Origin of the sequence: Paraburkholderia pallida (assembly GCF_004524855.1) — a bacterium.
GTDB classification, from domain to species: Bacteria; Pseudomonadota; Gammaproteobacteria; order Burkholderiales; family Burkholderiaceae; genus Paraburkholderia; species Paraburkholderia oxyphila.
The window spans coordinates 1,533,054-1,553,572 of record NZ_CP038148.1; the positions used below are offsets into that span (position 1 = coordinate 1,533,054).

16 protein-coding genes, 1 tRNA gene and 1 pseudogene are annotated in these 20,519 nt (G+C 66.2%); 16 read left to right on the forward strand and 2 right to left on the reverse strand.

Going from position 1 to position 20,519, the window contains the following annotated elements:
* Positions 1–9 precede the first annotated feature (9 nt).
* The 9 genes and pseudogenes from aceK (at position 10) to bioB (ending at position 11,322) form a co-directional block, all read left to right on the forward strand.
* On the forward strand, positions 10–1,830 hold the full coding sequence (gene aceK / locus E1956_RS06965) for a bifunctional isocitrate dehydrogenase kinase/phosphatase (protein ID WP_134747959.1): 1,821 nt from the start codon (positions 10–12) through the stop codon (positions 1,828–1,830).
* 57 nt (positions 1,831–1,887) lie between these two features.
* Positions 1,888–3,081 (forward strand): acetyl-CoA C-acetyltransferase, encoded by a 1,194-nt coding sequence (locus E1956_RS06970; RefSeq protein ID WP_134747960.1) that lies wholly within the window; start codon positions 1,888–1,890, stop codon positions 3,079–3,081.
* Positions 3,082–3,175: 94 nt separating this feature from the next.
* Positions 3,176–3,853 carry an SDR family oxidoreductase gene (locus E1956_RS06975; RefSeq protein WP_134747961.1) on the forward strand — a complete coding sequence of 226 codons (678 nt, stop codon included), beginning with the start codon at positions 3,176–3,178 and terminating at the stop codon, positions 3,851–3,853.
* Positions 3,854–4,005: 152 nt separating this feature from the next.
* A complete protein-coding gene (locus tag E1956_RS06980) occupies positions 4,006–4,458 on the forward strand; it encodes a YchJ family protein (RefSeq protein ID WP_134747962.1) in 453 nt (150 codons plus the stop codon).
* 528 nt (positions 4,459–4,986) lie between these two features.
* Positions 4,987–6,396: a dienelactone hydrolase family protein gene (locus E1956_RS06985; protein ID WP_134747963.1), complete on the forward strand. Its 1,410-nt coding sequence runs from the start codon at positions 4,987–4,989 to the stop codon at positions 6,394–6,396.
* 507 nt (positions 6,397–6,903) lie between these two features.
* A pseudogene (gene bioA, locus E1956_RS06990) lies at positions 6,904–8,255 on the forward strand (adenosylmethionine--8-amino-7-oxononanoate transaminase).
* The gene (gene bioF, locus E1956_RS06995; RefSeq protein WP_134747964.1) at positions 8,255–9,475 is read left to right on the forward strand and encodes an 8-amino-7-oxononanoate synthase; all 1,221 of its coding nucleotides are present in this window, start codon (positions 8,255–8,257) and stop codon (positions 9,473–9,475) included. The pseudogene bioA and the gene bioF overlap by 1 nt, the downstream one beginning before the upstream one ends.
* Entirely contained in the window at positions 9,472–10,191 is a 720-nt protein-coding gene (gene bioD, locus E1956_RS07000) for a dethiobiotin synthase (RefSeq protein ID WP_134747965.1), read from the forward strand. The genes bioF and bioD overlap by 4 nt, the downstream gene beginning before the upstream one ends.
* A gap of 48 nt (positions 10,192–10,239) precedes the next feature.
* Positions 10,240–11,322 carry a biotin synthase BioB gene (bioB, locus tag E1956_RS07005; RefSeq protein ID WP_028215830.1) on the forward strand — a complete coding sequence of 361 codons (1,083 nt, stop codon included), beginning with the start codon at positions 10,240–10,242 and terminating at the stop codon, positions 11,320–11,322.
* A gap of 131 nt (positions 11,323–11,453) precedes the next feature.
* Here bioB and cytX read toward each other — a convergent pair whose 3' ends face one another.
* Positions 11,454–12,794 carry a putative hydroxymethylpyrimidine transporter CytX gene (cytX, locus tag E1956_RS07010; protein ID WP_134747966.1) on the reverse strand — a complete coding sequence of 447 codons (1,341 nt, stop codon included), beginning with the start codon at positions 12,792–12,794 and terminating at the stop codon, positions 11,454–11,456.
* Positions 12,795–13,003: 209 nt separating this feature from the next.
* Between cytX and E1956_RS07015 the strand changes: the two genes are divergently transcribed.
* The 3 genes from E1956_RS07015 (at position 13,004) to E1956_RS07025 (ending at position 15,923) form a co-directional block, all read left to right on the forward strand.
* Positions 13,004–14,335, forward strand: a complete 1,332-nt coding sequence (locus E1956_RS07015) for a replication-associated recombination protein A (protein WP_134747967.1) — start codon at positions 13,004–13,006, stop codon at positions 14,333–14,335.
* A gap of 58 nt (positions 14,336–14,393) precedes the next feature.
* A complete protein-coding gene (gene serS, locus E1956_RS07020) occupies positions 14,394–15,686 on the forward strand; it encodes a serine--tRNA ligase (protein ID WP_134747968.1) in 1,293 nt (430 codons plus the stop codon).
* A 146-nt stretch (positions 15,687–15,832) separates the two neighbouring features.
* Positions 15,833–15,923: transfer RNA gene (locus E1956_RS07025), tRNA-Ser, on the forward strand.
* Between the two features lie 55 nt (positions 15,924–15,978).
* Here the strand turns inward: E1956_RS07025 and E1956_RS07030 are convergent.
* Positions 15,979–16,785, reverse strand: a complete 807-nt coding sequence (locus tag E1956_RS07030; protein ID WP_134747969.1) for a hypothetical protein — start codon at positions 16,783–16,785, stop codon at positions 15,979–15,981.
* A 209-nt stretch (positions 16,786–16,994) separates the two neighbouring features.
* Here E1956_RS07030 and map point away from each other — a divergent pair, with 209 nt between their 5' ends.
* The 4 genes from map (at position 16,995) to minD (ending at position 20,511) form a co-directional block, all read left to right on the forward strand.
* Entirely contained in the window at positions 16,995–17,780 is a 786-nt protein-coding gene (map, locus tag E1956_RS07035; RefSeq protein WP_134747970.1) for a type I methionyl aminopeptidase, read from the forward strand.
* Positions 17,781–17,933: 153 nt separating this feature from the next.
* Positions 17,934–18,470, forward strand: a complete 537-nt coding sequence (locus E1956_RS07040; protein ID WP_134747971.1) for a GNAT family N-acetyltransferase — start codon at positions 17,934–17,936, stop codon at positions 18,468–18,470.
* A 183-nt stretch (positions 18,471–18,653) separates the two neighbouring features.
* Positions 18,654–19,610, forward strand: a complete 957-nt coding sequence (gene minC / locus E1956_RS07045) for a septum site-determining protein MinC (protein ID WP_134747972.1) — start codon at positions 18,654–18,656, stop codon at positions 19,608–19,610.
* 85 nt (positions 19,611–19,695) lie between these two features.
* The gene (gene minD / locus E1956_RS07050) at positions 19,696–20,511 is read left to right on the forward strand and encodes a septum site-determining protein MinD (protein ID WP_134747973.1); all 816 of its coding nucleotides are present in this window, start codon (positions 19,696–19,698) and stop codon (positions 20,509–20,511) included.
* Positions 20,512–20,519 lie beyond the last annotated feature (8 nt).

A 20,519-nucleotide genomic window follows, 5' to 3' on the forward strand; every position in this document is an offset into this window, starting at 1 on the left:
GAATGCGTCATGAGACATTTCCCGAAACTGCTTTCCTCGCAGATCGGCTTCGACGTTGCGCAGACGATGCTCGAAGGCTTCAACCGTCACTACCGCAACTTCTGCGCGGCGGCCGTGCGTGCGCGCGAGTGCTTCGAGGCGCGCGACTGGCGCGGCCTGCAACAGCTCGCGCGTGAGCGCATTGCGTCTTACGACGAGTGCGTGCGCGAGTGTGTGATGGCGCTCGAAGACGAGTACGATGCGGAAAGCATCGACGACGAGGTCTGGGAGCAGATCAAGCTGCACTACATCGGCTTGCTGACGACGCACCGGCAGCCCGAGTGCGCCGAGACCTTCTTCAACTCGGTGTGCTGCCAGATCCTGCATCGCTCGTACTTCAACAACGATTTCATCTTCGTGCGGCCCGCGATCTCGACCGAATACATCGAGAACGACGAGCCCGCGGCCAGGCCCACCTACCGTGCGTACTATCCGGGCAAGGACGGGCTGGCGCCCACGCTCGCGCGCATCGTCACGAATTTTCAGCTCGAGACGCCGTTCGATGACCTCGATCGCGACGTGGACTGCGTGATGCGCACGATGCTCGACACCTTCGGCGTGGTCGACCCCAAGCCCAATTTCCAGATTCACACGCTCGCGTCGCTGTTCTTTCGCAACAAGTCGGCGTATATCGTCGGGCGCATCATCAACGGCGATCTGCTCGTGCCGTTCGTGCTGCCCATCCGCCACACGGACGACGGCAAGCTCGCGCTCGACACCGTGCTCCTGCGTCTCGACGAGCTGCTGATCATGTTCAGCTTCTCGCACTCGTACTTCCTCGTGGACATGGGCGTGCCGTCCGCCTATGTGGCGTTCCTGCGCACGATCATGCCGCGCAAGGCGAAGGGCGAGATCTACACCTCGCTCGGGCTGCAGAAGCAGGGCAAGAACCTCTTCTATCGCGACCTGCTGCATCACCTCAAGCATTCGAGCGATCAGTTCATCGCCGCACCCGGCATTCGCGGCATGGTGATGATCGTGTTCACGCTGCCGTCGTTTCCCTACGTGTTCAAGGTGATCAAGGACAGCTTTCCCGCGCCGAAGGAAACCACGCGCGAGCAGGTGGAAGCGAAGTACCAGCTCGTGAAGCGCCACGACCGCCTCGGGCGCCTCGCCGATACGCTCGAATATTCGAGCGTCGCGCTGCCCGTCGCGCGCCTCGCCGAAGCGCTCGTGCGCGAGCTCGAAACGCTCGCGCCTTCGATGATCGAGTACGAGGGCGAGAACCTCGTGATTCGCCATCTCTACATCGAGCGCCGCATGGTGCCGCTCAACATCTGGCTGCAGAACGGCAGCGACGAAGACGTCGAGCACGGCATCCGCGAATACGGCAACGCGGTGAAGGACCTGATGCGCGCGAACATCTTTCCGGGCGACATGCTCTACAAGAATTTCGGCGTGACGCGCCACGGCCGCGTGGTGTTCTACGACTACGACGAGATCGAATATCTGACCGAATGCAACGTGCGCGCGGTGCCCGCGCCACGTAATGAGGAAGACGAACTATCTGCGGAGCCGTGGTACGGAGTCGGCCCGCGCGATATTTTCCCGGAGACGTACCGCACGTTTCTGCTCGGCGACCCGCGCGTGCGGCGCTATTTCCTCGAGCATCACGCCGACTTCTTCGACCCGGCGCTGTGGCAGGAGAGCAAGGCGCGCCTGCTCGCGGGAGAGGTGCCCGACTGCCTGCCGTACGACGCGGCGGTGCGCTTTCGCGTGCGCTATCCCGAGCGCTTCGCGCAGGGCGACGCCGACGGCGAGGCCAATGAGAACGACGCACGCGCTGCATGAAACACGCGGCGGACTACGAATTTTCGATCGTCGATGGATCGAGAAAGGAGACTGGACATGAGTGAGACACAGAAGGATCCGGTTGTGATCGTGGCGGCGACGCGCACGCCGATGGCCGGTTTTCAGGGCGATTTCGCCTCGCTGGCAGCGCCCCAACTGGGTGCGGCGGCGATCGCGGCCGCGGTGGAGCGCGCGGGCCTGAAGCCCGAGCAGGTCGACGAGGTCGTGATGGGCTGCGTGCTGCCCGCCGGCCAGGGGCAGGCGCCCGCGCGCCAGGCGGCGATCGGCGCCGGCCTGCCGCTCGCGGCGGGCGCGACCACGGTGAACAAGATGTGCGGCTCGGGCATGCGCGCGGCGATGTTCGCGCACGACATGCTGCTGGCAGGCTCCGCCGACGTGATCGTCGCGGGCGGCATGGAGAGCATGTCGAACGCGCCGTATCTGCTGCCCAAGGCGCGCGCGGGCATGCGCATGGGGCACGGCCAGGTGCTCGATCACATGTTCCTCGACGGACTCGAAGACGCCTACGACAAGGGCCGCCTGATGGGGACCTTCGCCGAGGAGTGCGCGAGCGAATTCGACTTCTCGCGCGAGAGCCAGGACGCCTTTGCGATCGAGTCGCTCGAGCGCGCGAAACGCGCCAACGAGGACGGCTCGTTCGCCTGGGAGATCGCGCCGGTGAAGGTTGCCACGCGCGCGGGCGAGACGACGATCGAGCGCGACGAGCAGCCGTTCAAGGCCAATCTCGACAAGATCCCGGCGCTCAAGCCCGCCTTCAGCAAGACGGGCACGGTGACGGCCGCGAATTCGTCGTCGATTTCGGACGGCGCGGCGGCGCTCGTGATGATGCGCGAATCGACGGCGAAGCGCCTCGGGGTCAAGCCGCTCGCGCGCGTGACCGGTCATTCGACCTTCGCGCAGCAACCCGCGAAGTTCACGACCGCGCCCGTGGGCGCGATCGCGAAGCTCTTCGAAAAGACTGGCTGGAAGGCCTCCGACGTCGATCTCTACGAGATCAACGAGGCGTTCGCCGTGGTCACGATGGCGGCCATGAAGGAGCACGACCTGCCGCACGAGAAGGTCAACGTGAATGGCGGCGCATGCGCGCTGGGCCACCCGATTGGCGCATCGGGCGCGCGCATTCTCGTCACGCTGATCGGCGCATTGCGCGCACGCGGGCTCAAGCGCGGCGTCGCGAGCCTGTGCATCGGCGGCGGCGAAGCGACCGCAATGGGCGTCGAACTCATGTAGGCTTGTGCTTGAAACGCGCCGCGGGGAGACGGCGCTTCGCAATACCGGCACGCGGTGCAGCAAAAAAGCCGCGGCACCCGAAAAAGGTGGCGACATGAAAACAGCGTTGATCGTGGGCGCGTCGCGGGGCCTCGGCCTCGAATTCGCGCGCCAGTATGCGAAGGCCGGCTGGCGCGTGCTGGCGACGGCGCGATCCGATGAAGCGCTCAGGGCGCTGAACGCGCTCGGCGCCCAGACACTCCCGCTCGACATCGCGCAGCCCGAGGACATCGCCGCGCTCGGCGCGAAGCTCGACGGCGAGCGGCTCGACGTGGCGCTCATCGTGTCGGGTGTCTACGGCCCGCGCACCGAGGGCGTCGAAGCCATCAGCGCCGAAGATTTCGAGTACGTGATGAACACCAACGTGCGCGGCCCGATGCAGCTCATTCCAATCCTGCTGCCGCTCGTCGAGGCGGCGTACGGTGTGCTCGGCGTGCTCTCGAGCCGCATGGGCAGCATCACGCAGACAACCGGCACGACGGGCTGGCTCTATCGCGCGAGCAAGGCGGCGGTCAACGACGTCATCAAGATCGCCTCGCTGCAGACCCGCCGCGCGACCTGCATCGCGCTCCATCCTGGCTGGGTGCGCACCGAAATGGGCGGGGCGCACGCGGCCATCGACGCGGCGGCGAGCGTCGCCGGCATGCGCGAAGTCGTGGCCGAGGCGGCCGCCGCGCGCGACGTCTTCAACGGACGCTTTTTCCAGTACGACGGCACCGAGCTCGACTGGTGAGCGGCGCATCCGCGCAATAATCGTGTTCTGGGGCCGCAACGCTAGCGCGAGCGGCCCTTTGTGTTTTGTTCTGCCGGGTGGGTGCGACATCGCACGACCTCGTCCGCAATCGCAGTAATCGCACTCAATCGCACGTGAAGGATCGCTATTCCATGACCGCTGAACTCAAGCGCGCCGCGCGCCCGCTCGACTGCCCCTGTGGCGGTGCCGCGCCCAATCTGAAATCGGGCGCGAAAGCGCCGCGCTTTGCCGACTGCTGCGGCCGCTTCATCGATGGCGGCGCGCTGCCCGCCACGGCGTTCGAGCTGATGCGCTCGCGCTACACGGCCTACGTGCTGGGCGAGGCCGACTATCTGCGCGCGACCTGGGCCGCCGAAACCTGTCCCGCCGATCTCGACGCCGACCCGGATGCCCCCGGCGCTCCACGCTGGCTGGGTCTTGCCATCAAGCGCCACGAGGCTATTGATGCGACGCATGCGCTGGTCGAATTCGTCGCGCGCTACAAGAGCGGTGGTCGCGCGTATCGCCTGCACGAGCTGAGCCGCTTCACGCGCGGCGACGACGGCCGCTGGCGCTACGTCGACGGCGACATCCTCGAAGGCTGAACGCGAGCCTTGCTCGGCCGCTGCGGCGCCTGAAATAACGTCTTTGCAAACAAGCACTTAATGCAAAAAAACGGGGCCGTTGGCGGCGCGCTACACGCAACACACTGAAATATTTGTTATGCCGTGCTCGCTAAGAGGGCGACGAAATCCCGCCATGGGCCGCCCGTCAAGGTATACGCGGTGCACGCCCCTCGTTGGCACGCCTTATGCCGGGTTACCCCTGAATTGCACAACAATTAATTGTCGTGCGAGGATGCAATCACGGTGCTCGTCACGCCAGGTAAGCGAACGTTGAGAAACGTTTTTTCAAGGCGATTCAGTGACGGGTGCTGGCGGCGGATCTGACGATTGCAGGTCGGCGCCGCACAGGTGTTCCGATCCGTGTTCTCCCCCGCAGCAACGGGTACAGCCACGCCAGGCTCCCTAGCCAGGCGCGTCGATCCTGTTGTGTCCGAAAAGGGCGGGTAAGTTCACACAGTGGTTCGGTCCAGCAGATTACAGCAGGACTTTCGCAGGCGGGTGTTGCGCATGGCGTTCAGGAAGCTTCTTACCGGATGGGCGGTGGCCAGCACGGCGTGCGTGCTGTCGGTTGCCCACGCAGCATCGCTTTCCGATCCGGCAACAGCGGCCAGCGCACAGGCTTCCGCATCGTCGTCGCTCTCCGTTGCGCATGCGAATGCCCAAGGCGACGCCTCGCGCACCGCAGGCACGCCGCTCGTATCGGGCCCGCTCGGCAGCGCGAACGTACCGCGCATCGCGCTCGACGACGCGTATCTGCCCGTCGTGCACGCCGACATGAATGAGCAGATCATCCACATTCCCGTCGCCGGCGACCCGAGCGTCACGCTCGAAACCACGGTCTATCGTCCCGATGGTCCCGGTCCGTTCCCGATGGTGGTGTTCAACCACGGCAAGATTCCCGGCGATCCGCGCATGCAGCCGCGCAGCGACCCGATGTCGTTCGCGCGCGAATTCGTGAGCCGCGGCTATGTGGTCGTGGCGCCGAACCGCCAGGGCTTCGCGGGCTCGGGCGGCACCTATCAGCAAGACGGCTGCGACGTGGCCAGCAACGGCCTCGGCCAGGCCGCCGACGTCGCCACCACGGTCGACTACATGGCGAAGCAGCCGTATGTGGACGCGAACCATATCGTCGTCGCCGGCACCTCGCACGGCGGCCTCGCGACCATGGCCTACGGCACCGAAGCGGCGCACGGCGTGCGCGCGCTCATCAACTTCTCGGGCGGCCTGCGCCAGGACGCCTGCACGGGCTGGCAGAACAACCTGACCGAAGCGTTCGGCGATTACGGCGCCAAGGCGCGCGTGGCCTCGCTCTGGCTCTACGGCGACAACGACTCGGTGTGGACCTCCGATCTCGTCACGCGCATGTTCGCGGCGTTTCATACCGCGCAAGTGGGCGAGGCGCAGTCGGGCGCGGGCGCGAAGCTCGTCGATTTCGGCTCGTACAAGAACGACGCGCACCGCCTCGTGGGCGACCGCGACGGCGTGCAGGTCTGGTGGCCCAAGGTCGAGGCGTTCCTCGCGGGCCAGGGCATGCCCACGGCCCAGGAATACCGCGTGGCGACGCAGGCCGCGCCGCACGCCAGCGGCTACGCGTCGATCGAGTCGGTGAGCGCGGTGCCGTTCCTCGATCAGGCGGGCCGTGACGGCTATCGCAACTTCCTCAAGCAGTACCCGAGCCGCGCGTTCGCGGTGTCCGATTCGGGCGCCTGGTCGTGGGCCGAGGGCGGCGACAATCCGATGGCCGTCGCCGTCGCGAACTGCCAGAAGCACAGCTCGGATCCGTGCCGCCTCTACGCGGTGAACGGCAACGTCGTGTGGTCGAACGACACCGCCACGGCGCAGAACGACAATGCCGACGACGGCCACGCCGTGGCCGCCGACGACGCAGACAACTCGCACGCGCTCGCCAGCCGCTAAGCGCGTTTGAAACCGCCGGAGCGCGCGTGAGCGCCACGGCGGTTTTGCACATTTGACCCCACTCAAAGACGCGCGCTTACGCGCCCGGCCGTTTCCGCATCGCCTTCTCGTTGTCATCGGGTTTTCGCCTCGCGCTCGCGCGAGACCCGCACATGGCACGCCCGTTCGCCCCATCCTCTGGTTTGATCCATACGCATAGCGTGGCGACTCCCGCTCGCGCCAGCGAGCGACACCAGCGCTTTCTCGATGCTTCCCCCGAAAAAAATTCCCCGCGCACGAGGTGACAGCACGCCTTTTCGGCACGAGCCCGCAGATTTTTTTGCATAAGCGCGCTTCACTTTGCCGTCGTCATCTACGGTCATTTCTGGCCTTCGCAAAGGAACGGTGCGCAGCTGTCCCGAACCGCGCCGAACCCCGCGCGCACGGGCTTTCCGGGTCCATTTTCGGGGTAGTGCATTGCGGCATTGAACGGGTTAATCTCGGTCGCTGTCGTATCGGGAGCCGCACTTGAACTCGCATTCCAACCTTGCCAACGAAGCCTGGATCGCGCGCAGCCTGCGCGCCGTCTGGCATCCTTGCACCCAGATGAAGCACCACGAGCGCTTGCCGCTCGTGGCCGTCGCGCGCGGCGAAGGGCCGTGGCTCTACGACCATGAGGGCCGGCGCTATCTCGACGCCATCAGCTCGTGGTGGGTCAATCTCTTCGGCCACGCCAATCCCACGATCAATGCCGCGCTCAAGGCGCAGCTCGACACGCTCGAGCACGTGATGCTCGCGGGCTGCACGCACGAACCCGCGGTCGAGCTCGCCGAGCGGCTTGCCGCGCTCACCGGCGGCACGCTCGGCCATGCGTTTCGCTTCGGACGGCGCGTCGGCGGTCGAGATCGCGCTGAAGATGAGCTTTCACGCGTGGCGCAATCAGGGCGCGAACGACAAAAGCGAATTCGTGTGCCTCGCCAACAGCTATCACGGCGAGACCATCGGCGCGCTCGGCGTGACGGACGTGAAGCTCTTCAGGGATGCTTACGATCCGCTTTTGACCCATGCGCACGTGGTTGCCTCGCCCGACGCGCGCACGGCGCGCGAAGGCGAGAGCGCCGCCGACGTGGCGCCGCGCGCTCGCCGACGTCGAGCGCGTGTTCGCGGAGCGCGAGGGCCGCATCGCGGCGCTGATCGTCGAGCCGCTCGTGCAATGCGCGGCCGGCATGGCGATGCACGATCCCGCGTATCTGCAGGGCCTGCGCGCGCTGTGCGACCGCTACCGCGTGCATCTGATCGCCGACGAGATCGCCGTGGGCTGCGGCCGTACGGGCACGTTCTTCGCGTGCGAGCAGGCCGGCATCTGGCCCGATCTGCTCACGCTCTCGAAGGGCATCAGCGGCGGCTACCTGCCGCTTTCGATCGTGCTCTCGCGCGACGAAATCTACGCGGCCTTCTACGACGACGACACCACGCGCGGCTTTCTGCATTCGCATTCGTACACGGGCAATCCGCTTGCCTGCCGTGCCGCGCTGGCGACGCTTGACCTCTTCGAGCGCGACGACGTGCTCGCCACGAACGCGCGCAAATCGACGCAACTGCGCGAGGCCTTCGCGCCGCTCGAACAGCATCCGCTCGTGCGCGACATGCGCCAGTGCGGCACGATCCTCGCGTTCGACGTGGCGATCGAAGACGCCGGGCGCGCCCGCACGTTCTCGCGCCGCTTCTTCGAAAATGCACTGCAGCGCGAATTGCTGCTGCGCCCGATCGGCACGACGGTCTACGTGATGCCGCCGTACATTCTCGACGCACAGACGCAGGCGCACCTGGCCGAGCGCACGCGCGAGACATTCGACGCCACCGTCGCGGAGGACCTTTGATGACGCAACACACTTCACTGCTCGACACGCTCGAACACGGCCTGCGCGAGCTCGACGCGCAAGGCTTGCGCCGCCGACGCCGCACGATCGACTCGCCGTGCAGCGCGCACATGGTCGTCGACGGCCGCGACAGCATCGGCTTCGCGAGTAACGACTACCTCGGGCTCGCCGCACATCCGCAACTCGTCGCGGCGTTGGCCGAGGGCGCCCAGCGCTACGGCGCGGGCAGCGGCGGCTCGCATCTGCTGGGCGGCCACTCGCGTGCCCATGCGCAGCTCGAAGACGATCTCGCCGCGTTCGCGGGCGGCTTCGTGGATGCGCCGCGCGCGCTCTACTTCAGCACGGGCTACATTGCGAATCTCGCTGTGCTCACCGCGCTCGCGGGCCGCGGCACGACGATCTTCTCCGATGCGCTCAACCATGCTTCGCTGATCGACGGCGCGCGGCTCTCGCGTGCCGATATCCAGATCTATCCGCACGCGGACATGGACGCCTTGAGCGCGATGCTCGAAGCGTCCGACGCGCGCGCGAAGGTGATCGTGAGCGACACGGTGTTCAGCATGGATGGCGACGTCGCGCCGCTCGCGCGTCTCGTCGAGCTTGCCGAAAAGCACGGCGCGTGGCTCGTGGTCGACGACGCGCACGGTCTGGGCGTGCTCGGTCCGCAAGGGCGCGGCGCGCTGGCCGAAGCTGCGCTGCGCTCGCCGAACCTCGTGATGGTGGGCACGCTCGGCAAGGCTGCGGGCGTCTCGGGCGCGTTTATCTGCGCGCACGACACCGTGATCGAGTGGCACGTGCAGCGCGCGCGTCCGTACATCTTCACGACGGCTTCGTCGCCGGCGGTCGCGCACGCGGTGTCCGAGAGCCTGCGCCTGATCGCGGGCGAAGAGGGCGATGCGCGGCGCGCCCATCTGAAGCATCTGATCGGGCGCACGCGCTCGATGCTCAAGGAAACCTGCTGGCAGCCCGTCGATTCGCACACGGCCGTGCAGCCGCTCGTGATTGGCTCCAACGACGCCACGCTCGCACTGCAGGCCGCGCTCGAACGCGATGGCCTGTGGGTGCCGGCGATTCGTCCGCCGACCGTGCCCGTGGGCACTTCGCGTCTGCGCATTTCGCTCTCGGCCGCGCATTCGGATGCCGACCTCGATCGCCTGAACGCAGCGCTGCAACGCGCAAGCCTTGATGCGCAAAAGCAGGTGCAGGAGAGCACGCAATGAGCACTGCGAAGTTTTCGCTCTTCGTCACCGGCACCGATACCGAGATCGGCAAGACCTTCGTGAGCGCGGCGCTCCTGCGTGGCCTGGCACACGCGGGCCTGCGCGCGGCGGCGATGAAGCCCATCGCCGCCGGCGCCTACGAGCGAGACGGCGTGTGGCACAACGAAGACGCCGACCAGCTCGACGCCGCCGCGAGCGTGCTGCTACCGCCCGAGATGCGCACGCCCTACCTGCTCAAGGAGCCGGCCGCGCCGCACATTGCCGCCGCGCTCGAAGGCGTGACGCTCGACATGGTGCGCATCGTGCAATGCTACGGTCAAGCGCGCGAGCGCGCGGACGCCGTGGTGGTCGAAGGCGTCGGCGGCTTTCGCGTGCCGCTCACGGCCACGCAGGACACCGCGGATCTCGCCGTCGCGCTGAATCTGCCGGTGGTGCTCGTCGTCGGCATGCGGCTTGGCTGCATCAGCCACGCGCTGCTTACCGCCGAAGCGATCGCCGCGCGCGGCCTCACGATCGCGGGCTGGGTCGCGAACCGCATCGACCCGGCCATGACCTTTCCCGAAGAGAACATCGACGCGCTGCGCGAGCGGCTCGCCGCGCAATTCGGCGCGCCGCTCATCGGCGTCGTGCCGCACATGCCGGGCGCGCGCGCCGACGCCGCGGCCGAACACCTGAACATCGACGCGTTGCTAGCACGGCTAGCCACGCTGAGCTGAGCACACGCGTCTGAACCCCTATCGCCCGTCAAGAAGGACCCCGAGACCATGACCGAAGCCCACATCGACATCACCGCGCTCAAGAAGACCGCGCCGCCGGCACAGCCGCAAGACGAAGCCGCAGCGCGCTGGCGCGTCGCCGATGTCGCCGCGCTCTACGAGCTGCCGTTCAACGACCTGATGTTCCGCGCCCAGCAGGTGCATCGCGAGCATTTCGACGCGAATGCGGTGCAGCTCTCCACGCTCCTGTCGATCAAGACCGGCGGCTGCGAAGAGGATTGCGCGTATTGCCCGCAGTCGTCGCATCACGACACCGGCCTCGACGCGAGCAAGCTCATGGACGTGGACGCCGTGCTCGACGCCGCGCGCGTGGCGAAGGCCAACGGCGCGACGCGCTTTTGCATGGGCGCGGCGTGGCGCAATCCGAAGGACCGCCATCTCGAGCCGATCAAGGACATGATCCGCGGCGTGAAGTCGATGGGCCTCGAAACCTGCGTCACGCTCGGCATGCTCGAAGACCACCAGGCGAAGGCGCTCGCCGACGCGGGCCTCGACTACTACAACCACAACCTCGACACGTCGCCGGAGTTCTACGGCCAGATCATCTCGACGCGCACCTACCAGGACCGCCTCGAGACGCTCGAGCGCGTGCGTGACGCGGGCATCAACGTCTGCTGCGGCGGCATCGTCGGCATGGGCGAGTCGCGCCGCGAGCGCGCGGGCCTGATCGCGCAGCTCGCGAACATGGAGCCGTATCCGGAGTCGGTGCCCATCAACAATCTCGTGCAGGTGAGCGGCACGCCGCTCGAAGGCACCGAGCCGCTCGATCCGTTCGAGTTCGTGCGCACGATCGCGGTGGCGCGCATCACGATGCCCAAGGCGATGGTGCGCCTCTCGGCGGGCCGCGAGCAGATGGACGAGGCGCTGCAGGCGCTGTGCTTCATGGCGGGCGCGAACTCGATCTTCTACGGCGACCAGCTGCTGACCACGAGCAACCCGCAGGCCGAAGCCGACCGCAAGCTGCTGCAGCGTCTGGGCATCAGCGCGCAGGCGGCGCAGGAATTGCCGGCCGAAGGCCATGCGCATCACGCGGATCATGCCCATCACGGCGGCTGTGGGCACTGCGAATAAAAGCGCTGACGAGCGCTTTGAAATGAGCGGCGTGCTAGAAGTGCGCCGCTGAAAAAACAAACGCCACGCTGTGAAGCGTGGCGTTCTCGTTTGTGGCGTCGCTTTTAGTGGCGCTTGGTGTGTGCGTCGCTTTAAGCGTAAGCCGCGCGCCGGCGTCCCGCGAGCACGAGGTAGCAGAGCGCGCCGATCACGAGCGAGGGCAGCGTGGCGCCGAGATTCGGCAGCCACTGGTTGAGCGCCTGATACGCGCCGAAGCCGAAGCCCCACGCGACAAACGCGGTCACATGCCAGCCGCCCGAATAGCCATAGGCGCCGCTCAGATCGGCGAGCGCACGAGCGTCGATACGGCGGCGCCGCACGATGAAGTGATCGGCGAGCACGACGCCGAAGAGCGGCGCGAACACCGAGCCGATGAAGAGCAGGAAGTTCTCATAGCGCGCCATCGGCACGACGAGCCCGATCAGCGTGCACAGCGCGCCGAACGCCGCCGAGAGCCAGGGCACGCTGCCGCGCGTCCAGAACGTGCCGGTCGAGACGGCGGCCGAGTGGATGTCGGCGAAGGCGTTGTCGATTTCGTCGATCAGCACGAGCAGCAGGGCGAAGCCGCCGCCCGCCTTCGCGAGCGCGGTGGTGAGGAGCGCGTCGCCGCCGCCCGCGGCGAGGCCGTAGATCGCGCCGAGCGCGTAGAACCACAGGTTCGCGATGCCATAGCCGAACAGCGTGCCGCGGAAGGTCTCGCCGGCGCGGCGGCCAAAGCGCGTGTAGTCGGCGATGAGCGGCAGCCACGAGAGCGGCATCGCCACGACGAGGTCGATCGCGCTGCCGAACGGCATCTCGCCGGTGCCGGGACGCTTCATCAGCGCGCCGATGTCGTGCTGCGCGAGCAGGCTCCACGTGAGCCACGCAGCGCCCGCGAGCAGGAGCCAGATGCCCCACGTGCGCAGGAAGCGGCGCACGAACGAGAGCGGGCCGCTCACGGCGAGCAGGGTGGCGAGGAAACCGAAGATCAGGGTCCACACGAGCGGCATCGAGAGGCCGAAGGCCTGCTTGGCGAGCGCATCGGCGGAGTCGCGCATCACGATGATCTCGAACGAGCCCCAGCCCACGAGCTGCACCATGTTGATGACGGCCGGCACGGACGCGCCGCGGATGCCGAGCGTCGGGCGCAGCGACGCCATGGCGGCGAGTCCCGTGTCGGTGCCGATCACGCCGGCGAGCGAGAGCAGCACGACGCCGATCACGCTGCCGATGCCGATGGCGGCCAGCGCATGGGGCAGCGAGAGGCCCGGCACGAGCAGGGCGCCCGCCTGGGCGACGAGCAGGCCGATGCCGAGCGAGAACCAGAGCGCGAAGGCGTCGCCGGTGCGGAACTGGCGGCGCGCGTCGGGCACGGGCACGTTGGGCGCGTAGGTCGAGCCGGCGTCACTGGCCGGACCGGAGCTGGCCGCACCGGCTTGCGAGTTTTGAGTCATGGAGAAAGCTTCCCTCTGTGTGTCGTCTGTTTTGTCTGATGTTTATTGGGGTCGGCCAACCGGGGCGCGAGGCATCGCGTCTCGCGCTGCCGCCCGGGCTGTCATAATGCACGACTGCATCCGGCGCGGCGGGCCGTTTTCGGGGGCGCGAACACACGCCTTCGAAATCGTCCAGTCCCCGGGAAAGCCGACATTATCGCGAAAACGTCATGTTTGAAGAAACCCGTGCCAACGTTCCGCTCGCCGAGCGGCTGCGCCCGCGCTCGATCGACGAAGTCATCGGCCAGAAGCATCTGCTCGGGCCCAACAAGCCGCTGCGCGTCGCCTTCGAGTCGGGCGAGGCGCATTCGATGATCCTCTGGGGGCCGCCCGGCGTCGGCAAGACCACGCTCGCGCGCCTCATGGCCGACGCTTTCCACGCCCAGTTCATCGCGCTCTCGGCGGTGCTCTCGGGCGTGAAGGACATCCGCGAGGCCGTGGAAATGGCGCAGATGCACCGCGCGCATGGCCATCAGACGCTCGTGTTCGTCGACGAAGTCCACCGTTTCAACAAGAGCCAGCAGGACGCCTTCCTGCCGCACGTGGAGTCGGGCCTGTTCGTGTTCATCGGTGCGACGACGGAGAATCCGTCGTTCGAGGTGAATAGCGCGCTGCTTTCGCGCGCGGCGGTCTACGTGCTCAGGAGCCTTGACGAGGAGCAGCAGGGCGAGCTGCTCGCCCGCGCGAGCGAGGAGCTGGGCGGCCTGACCTTCACCGACGAAGCGAGAAAGGCGCTGATCGGCTCGGCCGATGGCGACGGGCGCAAGCTGCTGAACAATCTCGAAATCGTCGCGCGCGCGGCCGCGCAGCAGAAGAAGCGCGAAATCGACGGCGAGCTGCTCGGCAGCGCGCTCGCCGAAAACCTGCGCCGCTTCGACAAGGGCGGCGACGCGTTCTACGACCAGATCAGCGCGCTGCACAAGTCGGTGCGCGGCAGCAATCCGGACGGCGCGCTCTACTGGTTCTGCCGCATGCTCGACGGCGGTGCGGACCCGCGCTATCTCGCGCGGCGCATCGTGCGCATGGCGTGGGAGGACATCGGCCTCGCCGATCCGCGCGCGGCGCGCATCACGCTCGACGCCGCCGAGACCTACGAGCGGCTCGGCTCGCCCGAGGGCGAACTGGCGCTCGCGCAGGCCGTGATCTATCTCGCGGTCGCGCCCAAGTCGAATGCCGGCTACAACGCGTACAACGAGGCGCGGCGCTTCGTCGGCAAGGACCAGTCGCGCGCGGTGCCTATCCATCTGCGCAACGCGCCCACCAAGCTCATGAAGGAGCTGGGCTACGGCCACGAGTACCGCTACGCGCACGACGAACCCGACGCCTACGCGGCCGGCGAGACCTATCTGCCCGACGGCATGCGCGAGCCGCGCTGGTATCAGCCCACGCCGCGCGGGCTCGAAGGCAAGATCGGCGAGAAGCTCGCGCGTCTGGCCGATCTCGACGCGCAATGGCGCGAAGACCACCGCGACGAAATCCGCGAGCGCAAGCGCAAGGGCTAGCCCGCGCCGGTGCGCTAAAATCGGCAATTCACACAACGAAACTGCGTCTCACAATCCCATGCTCGACATCCAGCTGCTGCGCAAAGACCTCGACGGCGTCGCCAGGCGCCTCGCCGACCGCGGCTATACCCTCGACGTCGCGGCGTTCACCGCGCTCGAAGCGGAACGCCGCGCCATCCAGACCCGCACCGAAGAACTGCAGGCGCGCCGCAACAGCCTGTCGAAGCAGATCGGGGCGATGAAGGGCCGCGGCGAGGACACCTCGGCGGTCATGGCCGAAGTGGGCGGCATCGGCGACGAAATGAAGGCCTCGGCCGCCAAGCTCGACGACATCCAGACGAAGCTCTCGGACCTGCTGCTCGGCGTGCCGAACCTGCCGCACGAGAGCGCGCCCGTGGGCAAGGACGAAAACGACAACGTGGAAGTGCGCCGCTGGGGCACGCCGCGCGAGTTCAGCTTCGAAGTGAAGGATCACGTCGACGTGGGCACGCCGCTGGGTCTCGATTTCGAGACGGGCGCGAAGCTCTCGGGCGCGCGCTTCACGATGCTGCGCGGCCAGATCGCGCGCCTGCACCGCGCGCTCGCGCAGTTCATGATCGACACGCACACGCTGCAGCACGGCTACACGGAAACGTACACGCCCTACATCGTCAATCCGGAAATCCTGTACGGCACGGGCCAGCTGCCCAAGTTCGCCGACGATATGTTCCGCGTGGAGAAGGGCGGCGCCGAGAACACGGTCACGCAGTACCTGATCTCCACCTCGGAGATCTCGCTCACGAACACCGTGCGCGATAGCATCGTCGAAGGCAGCGCGCTGCCCATCAAGCTCACCGCGCATTCGCCGTGCTTCCGCTCGGAAGCCGGTTCGTATGGCCGCGACACGCGCGGCATGATCCGTCAGCATCAGTTCGACAAGGTCGAGATGGTGCAGATCGTCGCACCGGAAACGTCGTACGACGCGCTCGAGCAAATGGTCGTGCATGCGGAAACCATTCTGCAGAAGCTCGGCCTGCCGTATCGCGTGATCACGCTGTGCACGGGCGACATGGGCTTCTCGGCCTCCAAGACCTACGACCTCGAAGTGTGGCTGCCAGCGCAGAACACCTATCGCGAAATTTCGAGCTGCTCGAACACCGAAGCGTTCCAGGCGCGCCGCATGCAGGCGCGCTACCGCAACGCCCAGGGCAAGCCGGAGCTCGTGCATACGCTAAACGGCTCGGGCCTCGCGGTGGGCCGCACGCTCGTGGCCGTGCTCGAGAACTACCAGGAAGCGGACGGCTCGGTCACGGTGCCGGAGGTGCTGCGTCCGTACATGGGCGGTGTCGCGCGTCTCGAAGTGGGTGCCTGAGCGTTGCGCGCAGATCGGGCCATGTGAATCGCTTTGCCCTCGAAACTTTTCTTCGACAAGGGCTTGCAAGATTCAAAAAATGTTCTATAATCTTCGCTTCTCTGGTCGCCGACCAAGACCGGAGAAGCAGTAAAAAGTAGTACCCCGGAGAGGTGGCAGAGTGGTCGAATGTACCTGACTCGAAATCAGGCGTACGGTTTCCCCGTACCGTGGGTTCGAATCCCACCCTCTCCGCCAAATTCAGAAAACCCCTGCATGCCTAACAGCTGCGGGGGTTTTTGCTTTGCGGCCGCTACTTCCCCGTATGCCCGCGCCGCTCCAGCGAGCGCAGGAACGTGCCCGAAATCGCCGAGGTACCGTGGTGCACGATCTTCTCGTCGATGAGCGCCCACACTGACATGCCCACGCCGCGCACGCGCTGGCAGAACGACAGATCCTCCGAGAGATAAACGCCTTTTTCGCCGACAGTGTCGAAGAACGCGTAGAAGTTGCCGTCGGGCAGATACGGCGCGTATTGCGCGGGCGGCCGGTAGCGCTGCGTGACCGGCACGAGCGCCTCGAGCGCATCGCGCCGGATCAGGAAGATACCGGTGCCGATGTGGTTGACCTCGACCCAGCCGTTGCTGACCGTGCTGCTGCCTTGTTCGTCGGCGCGAATCGCCGTGTTGTAGTCCACCGTCTTTTCCTGCCATTCGCGCAGGGAGAGGCCCACATCCTCGCTCGTGATCTGCTTGTCCATATCGAAGAACCGGTATGGGCACGCAATGCCCGCCACCGGCTTGTTGCCGGCGATCAGGCGCGGGACCGCCTCGCGCGAGAAGTCCATGTCCGTGTCGAGGAACAGGACGTGCGTGTACTCGGGATGGCTCAGGAAATAATTCGCGAAGAAGTTGCGTGCGCGGATGATGTGCGACGAAGCCGTGTGGATGTACTCGAAGCGCACGCCGCGCTCCTTGAAGGTCTCCATCAGGCGGGCCAGCGCCATCGCGAAGTCGAAATGCACCGAATTGTCGTAGGTGGGCAGCGCGATCAGAACGTTGAGTGGGGCGTTCGGTTGCGCACCGGGCGCGGCGCCCGGAGTCGGGTCAGGTTGGGTCATGATCAGGCGTTCCGCCCATGTCGTTGTAAGATATTTCTCATTTTTGAGGGTGGCTTGCGTGCGAACAATCGGACGGCTCCGAATCATCGCGAATCGGCGCGGGCCGGACGGGGCGGACACCCCGGTACAATGAACCCTTCGACGCAGCTCCATTGTTGAATTCGCTGCGAGGCGCCTCGCGCGCCGTCGCGCTCACTTATCGTTCACAGATGGCTATCACCTACAAATCTGCCGACGACCTCGCGCGTCTGCGCATTTCCGGCCGGCTCGCCGCCGACGTGCTCGCCATGATCGGCGAACACGTCAAGCCCGGCGTCTCCACCGACGACCTCGACGCGATCTGCAACGACTATATCGTCAACACGCTCAAGGCAGTGCCGGCCAACGTCGGCTACCTCGGCTTTCCGAAGACGATCTGCACCTCGGTCAACGCGGTGGTGTGCCACGGCATTCCGAACCGCAACGAGGTCCTCAAGGACGGCGACATCATCAACATCGACGTGGCCGTGATCAAGGACGGCTATTTCGGGGACACGAGCCGCATGTACACCGTGGGCACCGCGAGCGCGGTCGGGCGCCAGCTCATCGACACGACTTACGAGGCCATGCTCGCCGGCATCCGCCAGGTGAAGCCAGGCGCCACGCTCGGCGACGTCGGCCACGCGATCCAGCGGCGCGCCCAGGCCGACGGCTTCTCGATCGTGCGCGAGTACTGCGGCCACGGCATCGGCAAGGTCTATCACGAAGAGCCGCAGGTGCTGCACTACGGCCAGCCGGGGCAGGGCGTGCGCCTGAAGCCGGGCATGGTCTTCACGATCGAGCCGATGGTGAACGCGGGCCGCGCCGGCACGGCGGTGCAGCGCGACGGCTGGACGGTGGTGACGAAGGACCGCTCGCTCTCCGCGCAATGGGAGCACATGGTGGCGGTCACCGACGACGGCTACGAACTGCTCACGCCCTGGCCGGACGGCACGGGCGCGTACGAGGCCCCGTGAGGGCCGCGGTGCGTCGGGCTGTGCGGCTCATCGAGCAGCCTGTCAAGGCCGTGTGTGTGGCGTTTGCGGGGCAATTTTGTTAAATAAGGATTTGACTCTCTCGCCAGTTCGGTTAAAGCTACGCGTTAGTGCTTTATTGGGGTTTACGACTGCATGAGTCCGTCACTGACCGTTCGCCGTATCGCTGCCGATCAGGGTGCCGTGCTCCGCGAGCTTCGAACCGCTTCGTTGCGCGACGCGCCTTATGCGTTTGGCGACTCGCTCGAAGATGCGCTGTCCGCCGATGCAGCCGTTTTTGACGCCGCGGCTGCGCGTCACGCGGATTCGCATGCCGCCACCTCGTTCATCCTCTACACAGAGGGTCATCCTGCCGGCCTGATCGGCGCGAACTTCGAGAACGCGCCGGCCCGCCGCGCGTTCGTGTTCGCGTTGTGGGTGGCGCCGGCGGTGCGGCATTTGCGCGGCGGCGAACTGCTCGTCAACGCGGCCATCGAGTGGCTCGTGAGCGAAGGCGCTGCGCAGGTCTACGCCTGGGTGACCGATAACAACATCACCGCCATGCGCTTCTATGAGCGGCTCGGCTTCGTCGCCACCGGCGACCACGCGCGCAGCACGCAAACGCCCGAGCAGTGGGAAACGCTGCTCATGCGTGACGTCGCGCTGGTGCCCAAGAGCATGTCGGCCCAATAACGGAGCACCTGCCCAGCGTCCTTTTCCCGTGCTTTTCATGCCATGACGTGTGCACCGCACGTCATGCGCCGGCACCCCCGCCGTCTTTGCATCGTTCCCTATGTCGCAGCATTTTGAGCCATTAAAAATAATGGCTACGCGCGTCGACGCCTGTAAAATACGCAAAATTTTTCGCCGATCGCCATGTCGCCCAAGAAATCGCCATATTTTGAACTGAAGAGCGGTTCAGTCGATACGCTTTTGTTCGTGGTTAAAACGACTGAACTCGATGCGATGCGCGCCGAGCTTACGCGGCGTTTCGAGGCGACGCCCGAATTTTTCGCCAACGACACGGTGGCCATCGACGTGCGGCGCCTCGCCGACGGTGAGCAGGTCCCGCTCGCCGACATCGCGCGCCTGCTCGAAAGCGTGCGCATGCGCCCCGTGGGCGTGGTCGCCCAGCCCGCGCAGCATGGCTGGGCAGCCGTTGCGGGCCTGCCGTTCCTCGAAGCGCGCGACAAGCGCGTCGCCAGCGGTGTAAGCGGGGCAAACGGGACGAGCGGTGCGGCCGGCACGGGCGGCGATACGCCTGCCGCCGCGCAAGAAGCCGACGCCACTGTCAACGCTGCGAACACCGCTGCACCGGGGCAGTCCGCCGATACCGGCGCAAATGCAGCCGCGAAGCCGGGCGACGCTGCGGCAGCGGCCTCGGGCGCTTCCGCCGTGCAGCCGGAACTCTTCCCCCAGGACGCCGCGGAAGCGGACAGCCCCAATGCGGGCGCGGGGAGCGAATTCGACATCGCCGCGCCGCGCGTGACGAACACGGAGCCGACGCTCGTGATCGACCGGCCGCTGCGCTCGGGCCAGCGCATCTACGCGAAGGGCGACCTCGTGGTGCTCGGCATGGTGTCCAACGGGGCGGAAGTGATCGCCGAAGGCAACATCCATATTTACGCGCCGTTGCGCGGCCGCGCGCTCGCGGGCGTGCACGGCAATCACGACGCACGCATTTTCTGCACGAGCCTCGAGGCGGAACTGATTTCGATTGCGGGGATCTACCGTACCGCTGAAGTTCCACTCGCCGCCGAGGTAAAGGGCAAGCCGGCGCAAATCCGGCTCGACGAAGAGAAACTCTTGATCGAACCGTTGAGGCTCACCTGAGTGCCGCGCGAGCGTGAGCAACACGCGAGCGCGAGCGGCACGCGATGAGACCAAACTGGGAAACTGACGAACGCAAGGTAAGGGAATGGCAAAAATCATTGTGGTGACTTCGGGCAAGGGTGGCGTCGGTAAAACGACCACGAGCGCGAGTTTCGCATCGGGCCTCGCGTTGCGTGGCCACAAGACCGCGGTCATCGATTTCGACGTGGGCCTGCGCAATCTCGACCTCATCATGGGTTGCGAGCGCCGCGTCGTGTACGACCTGATCAACGTGATCCAGGGTGAGGCGAACCTCAATCAGGCGCTCATCAAGGACAAGAAGTGCGAGAACCTGTTCATCCTGCCGGCCTCGCAGACGCGCGACAAGGACGCGCTCACGAGGGAAGGCGTGGAGAAGGTGATCGAAGATCTGCGCAAGATGGACTTCGAATACATCATCTGCGACTCGCCGGCCGGCATCGAATCGGGCGCGCTGCTCGCGATGCATTTCGCTGACGAAGCGCTCATCGTGACGAACCCGGAAGTGTCTTCGGTGCGCGACTCGGACCGCATCCTCGGCATGCTGTCGTCGAAGACCAAGCGTGCGATCGAAGGCAAGGATCCGATCAAGGAGCACTTGCTGATCACGCGCTACAACCCCAAGCGCGTGAGCGAAGGCGAAATGCTCTCGCTGTCGGACATTTCGGAGATCCTGCGCATCGAGCTGATCGGTGTGATCCCGGAATCGGAAGCGGTGCTGCATGCATCGAACCAGGGCCTGCCCGCAGTCCACCTCGACGGCACCGATGTCGCCGAGTCGTACAAGGACGTAGTGGCGCGTTTTCTCGGCGAAGACAAGACGCTTCGTTTCACCGATTACCAGAAGCCGGGGCTCCTGCAGCGCCTCTTCGGTAGCAAGTAAGGGAGGCG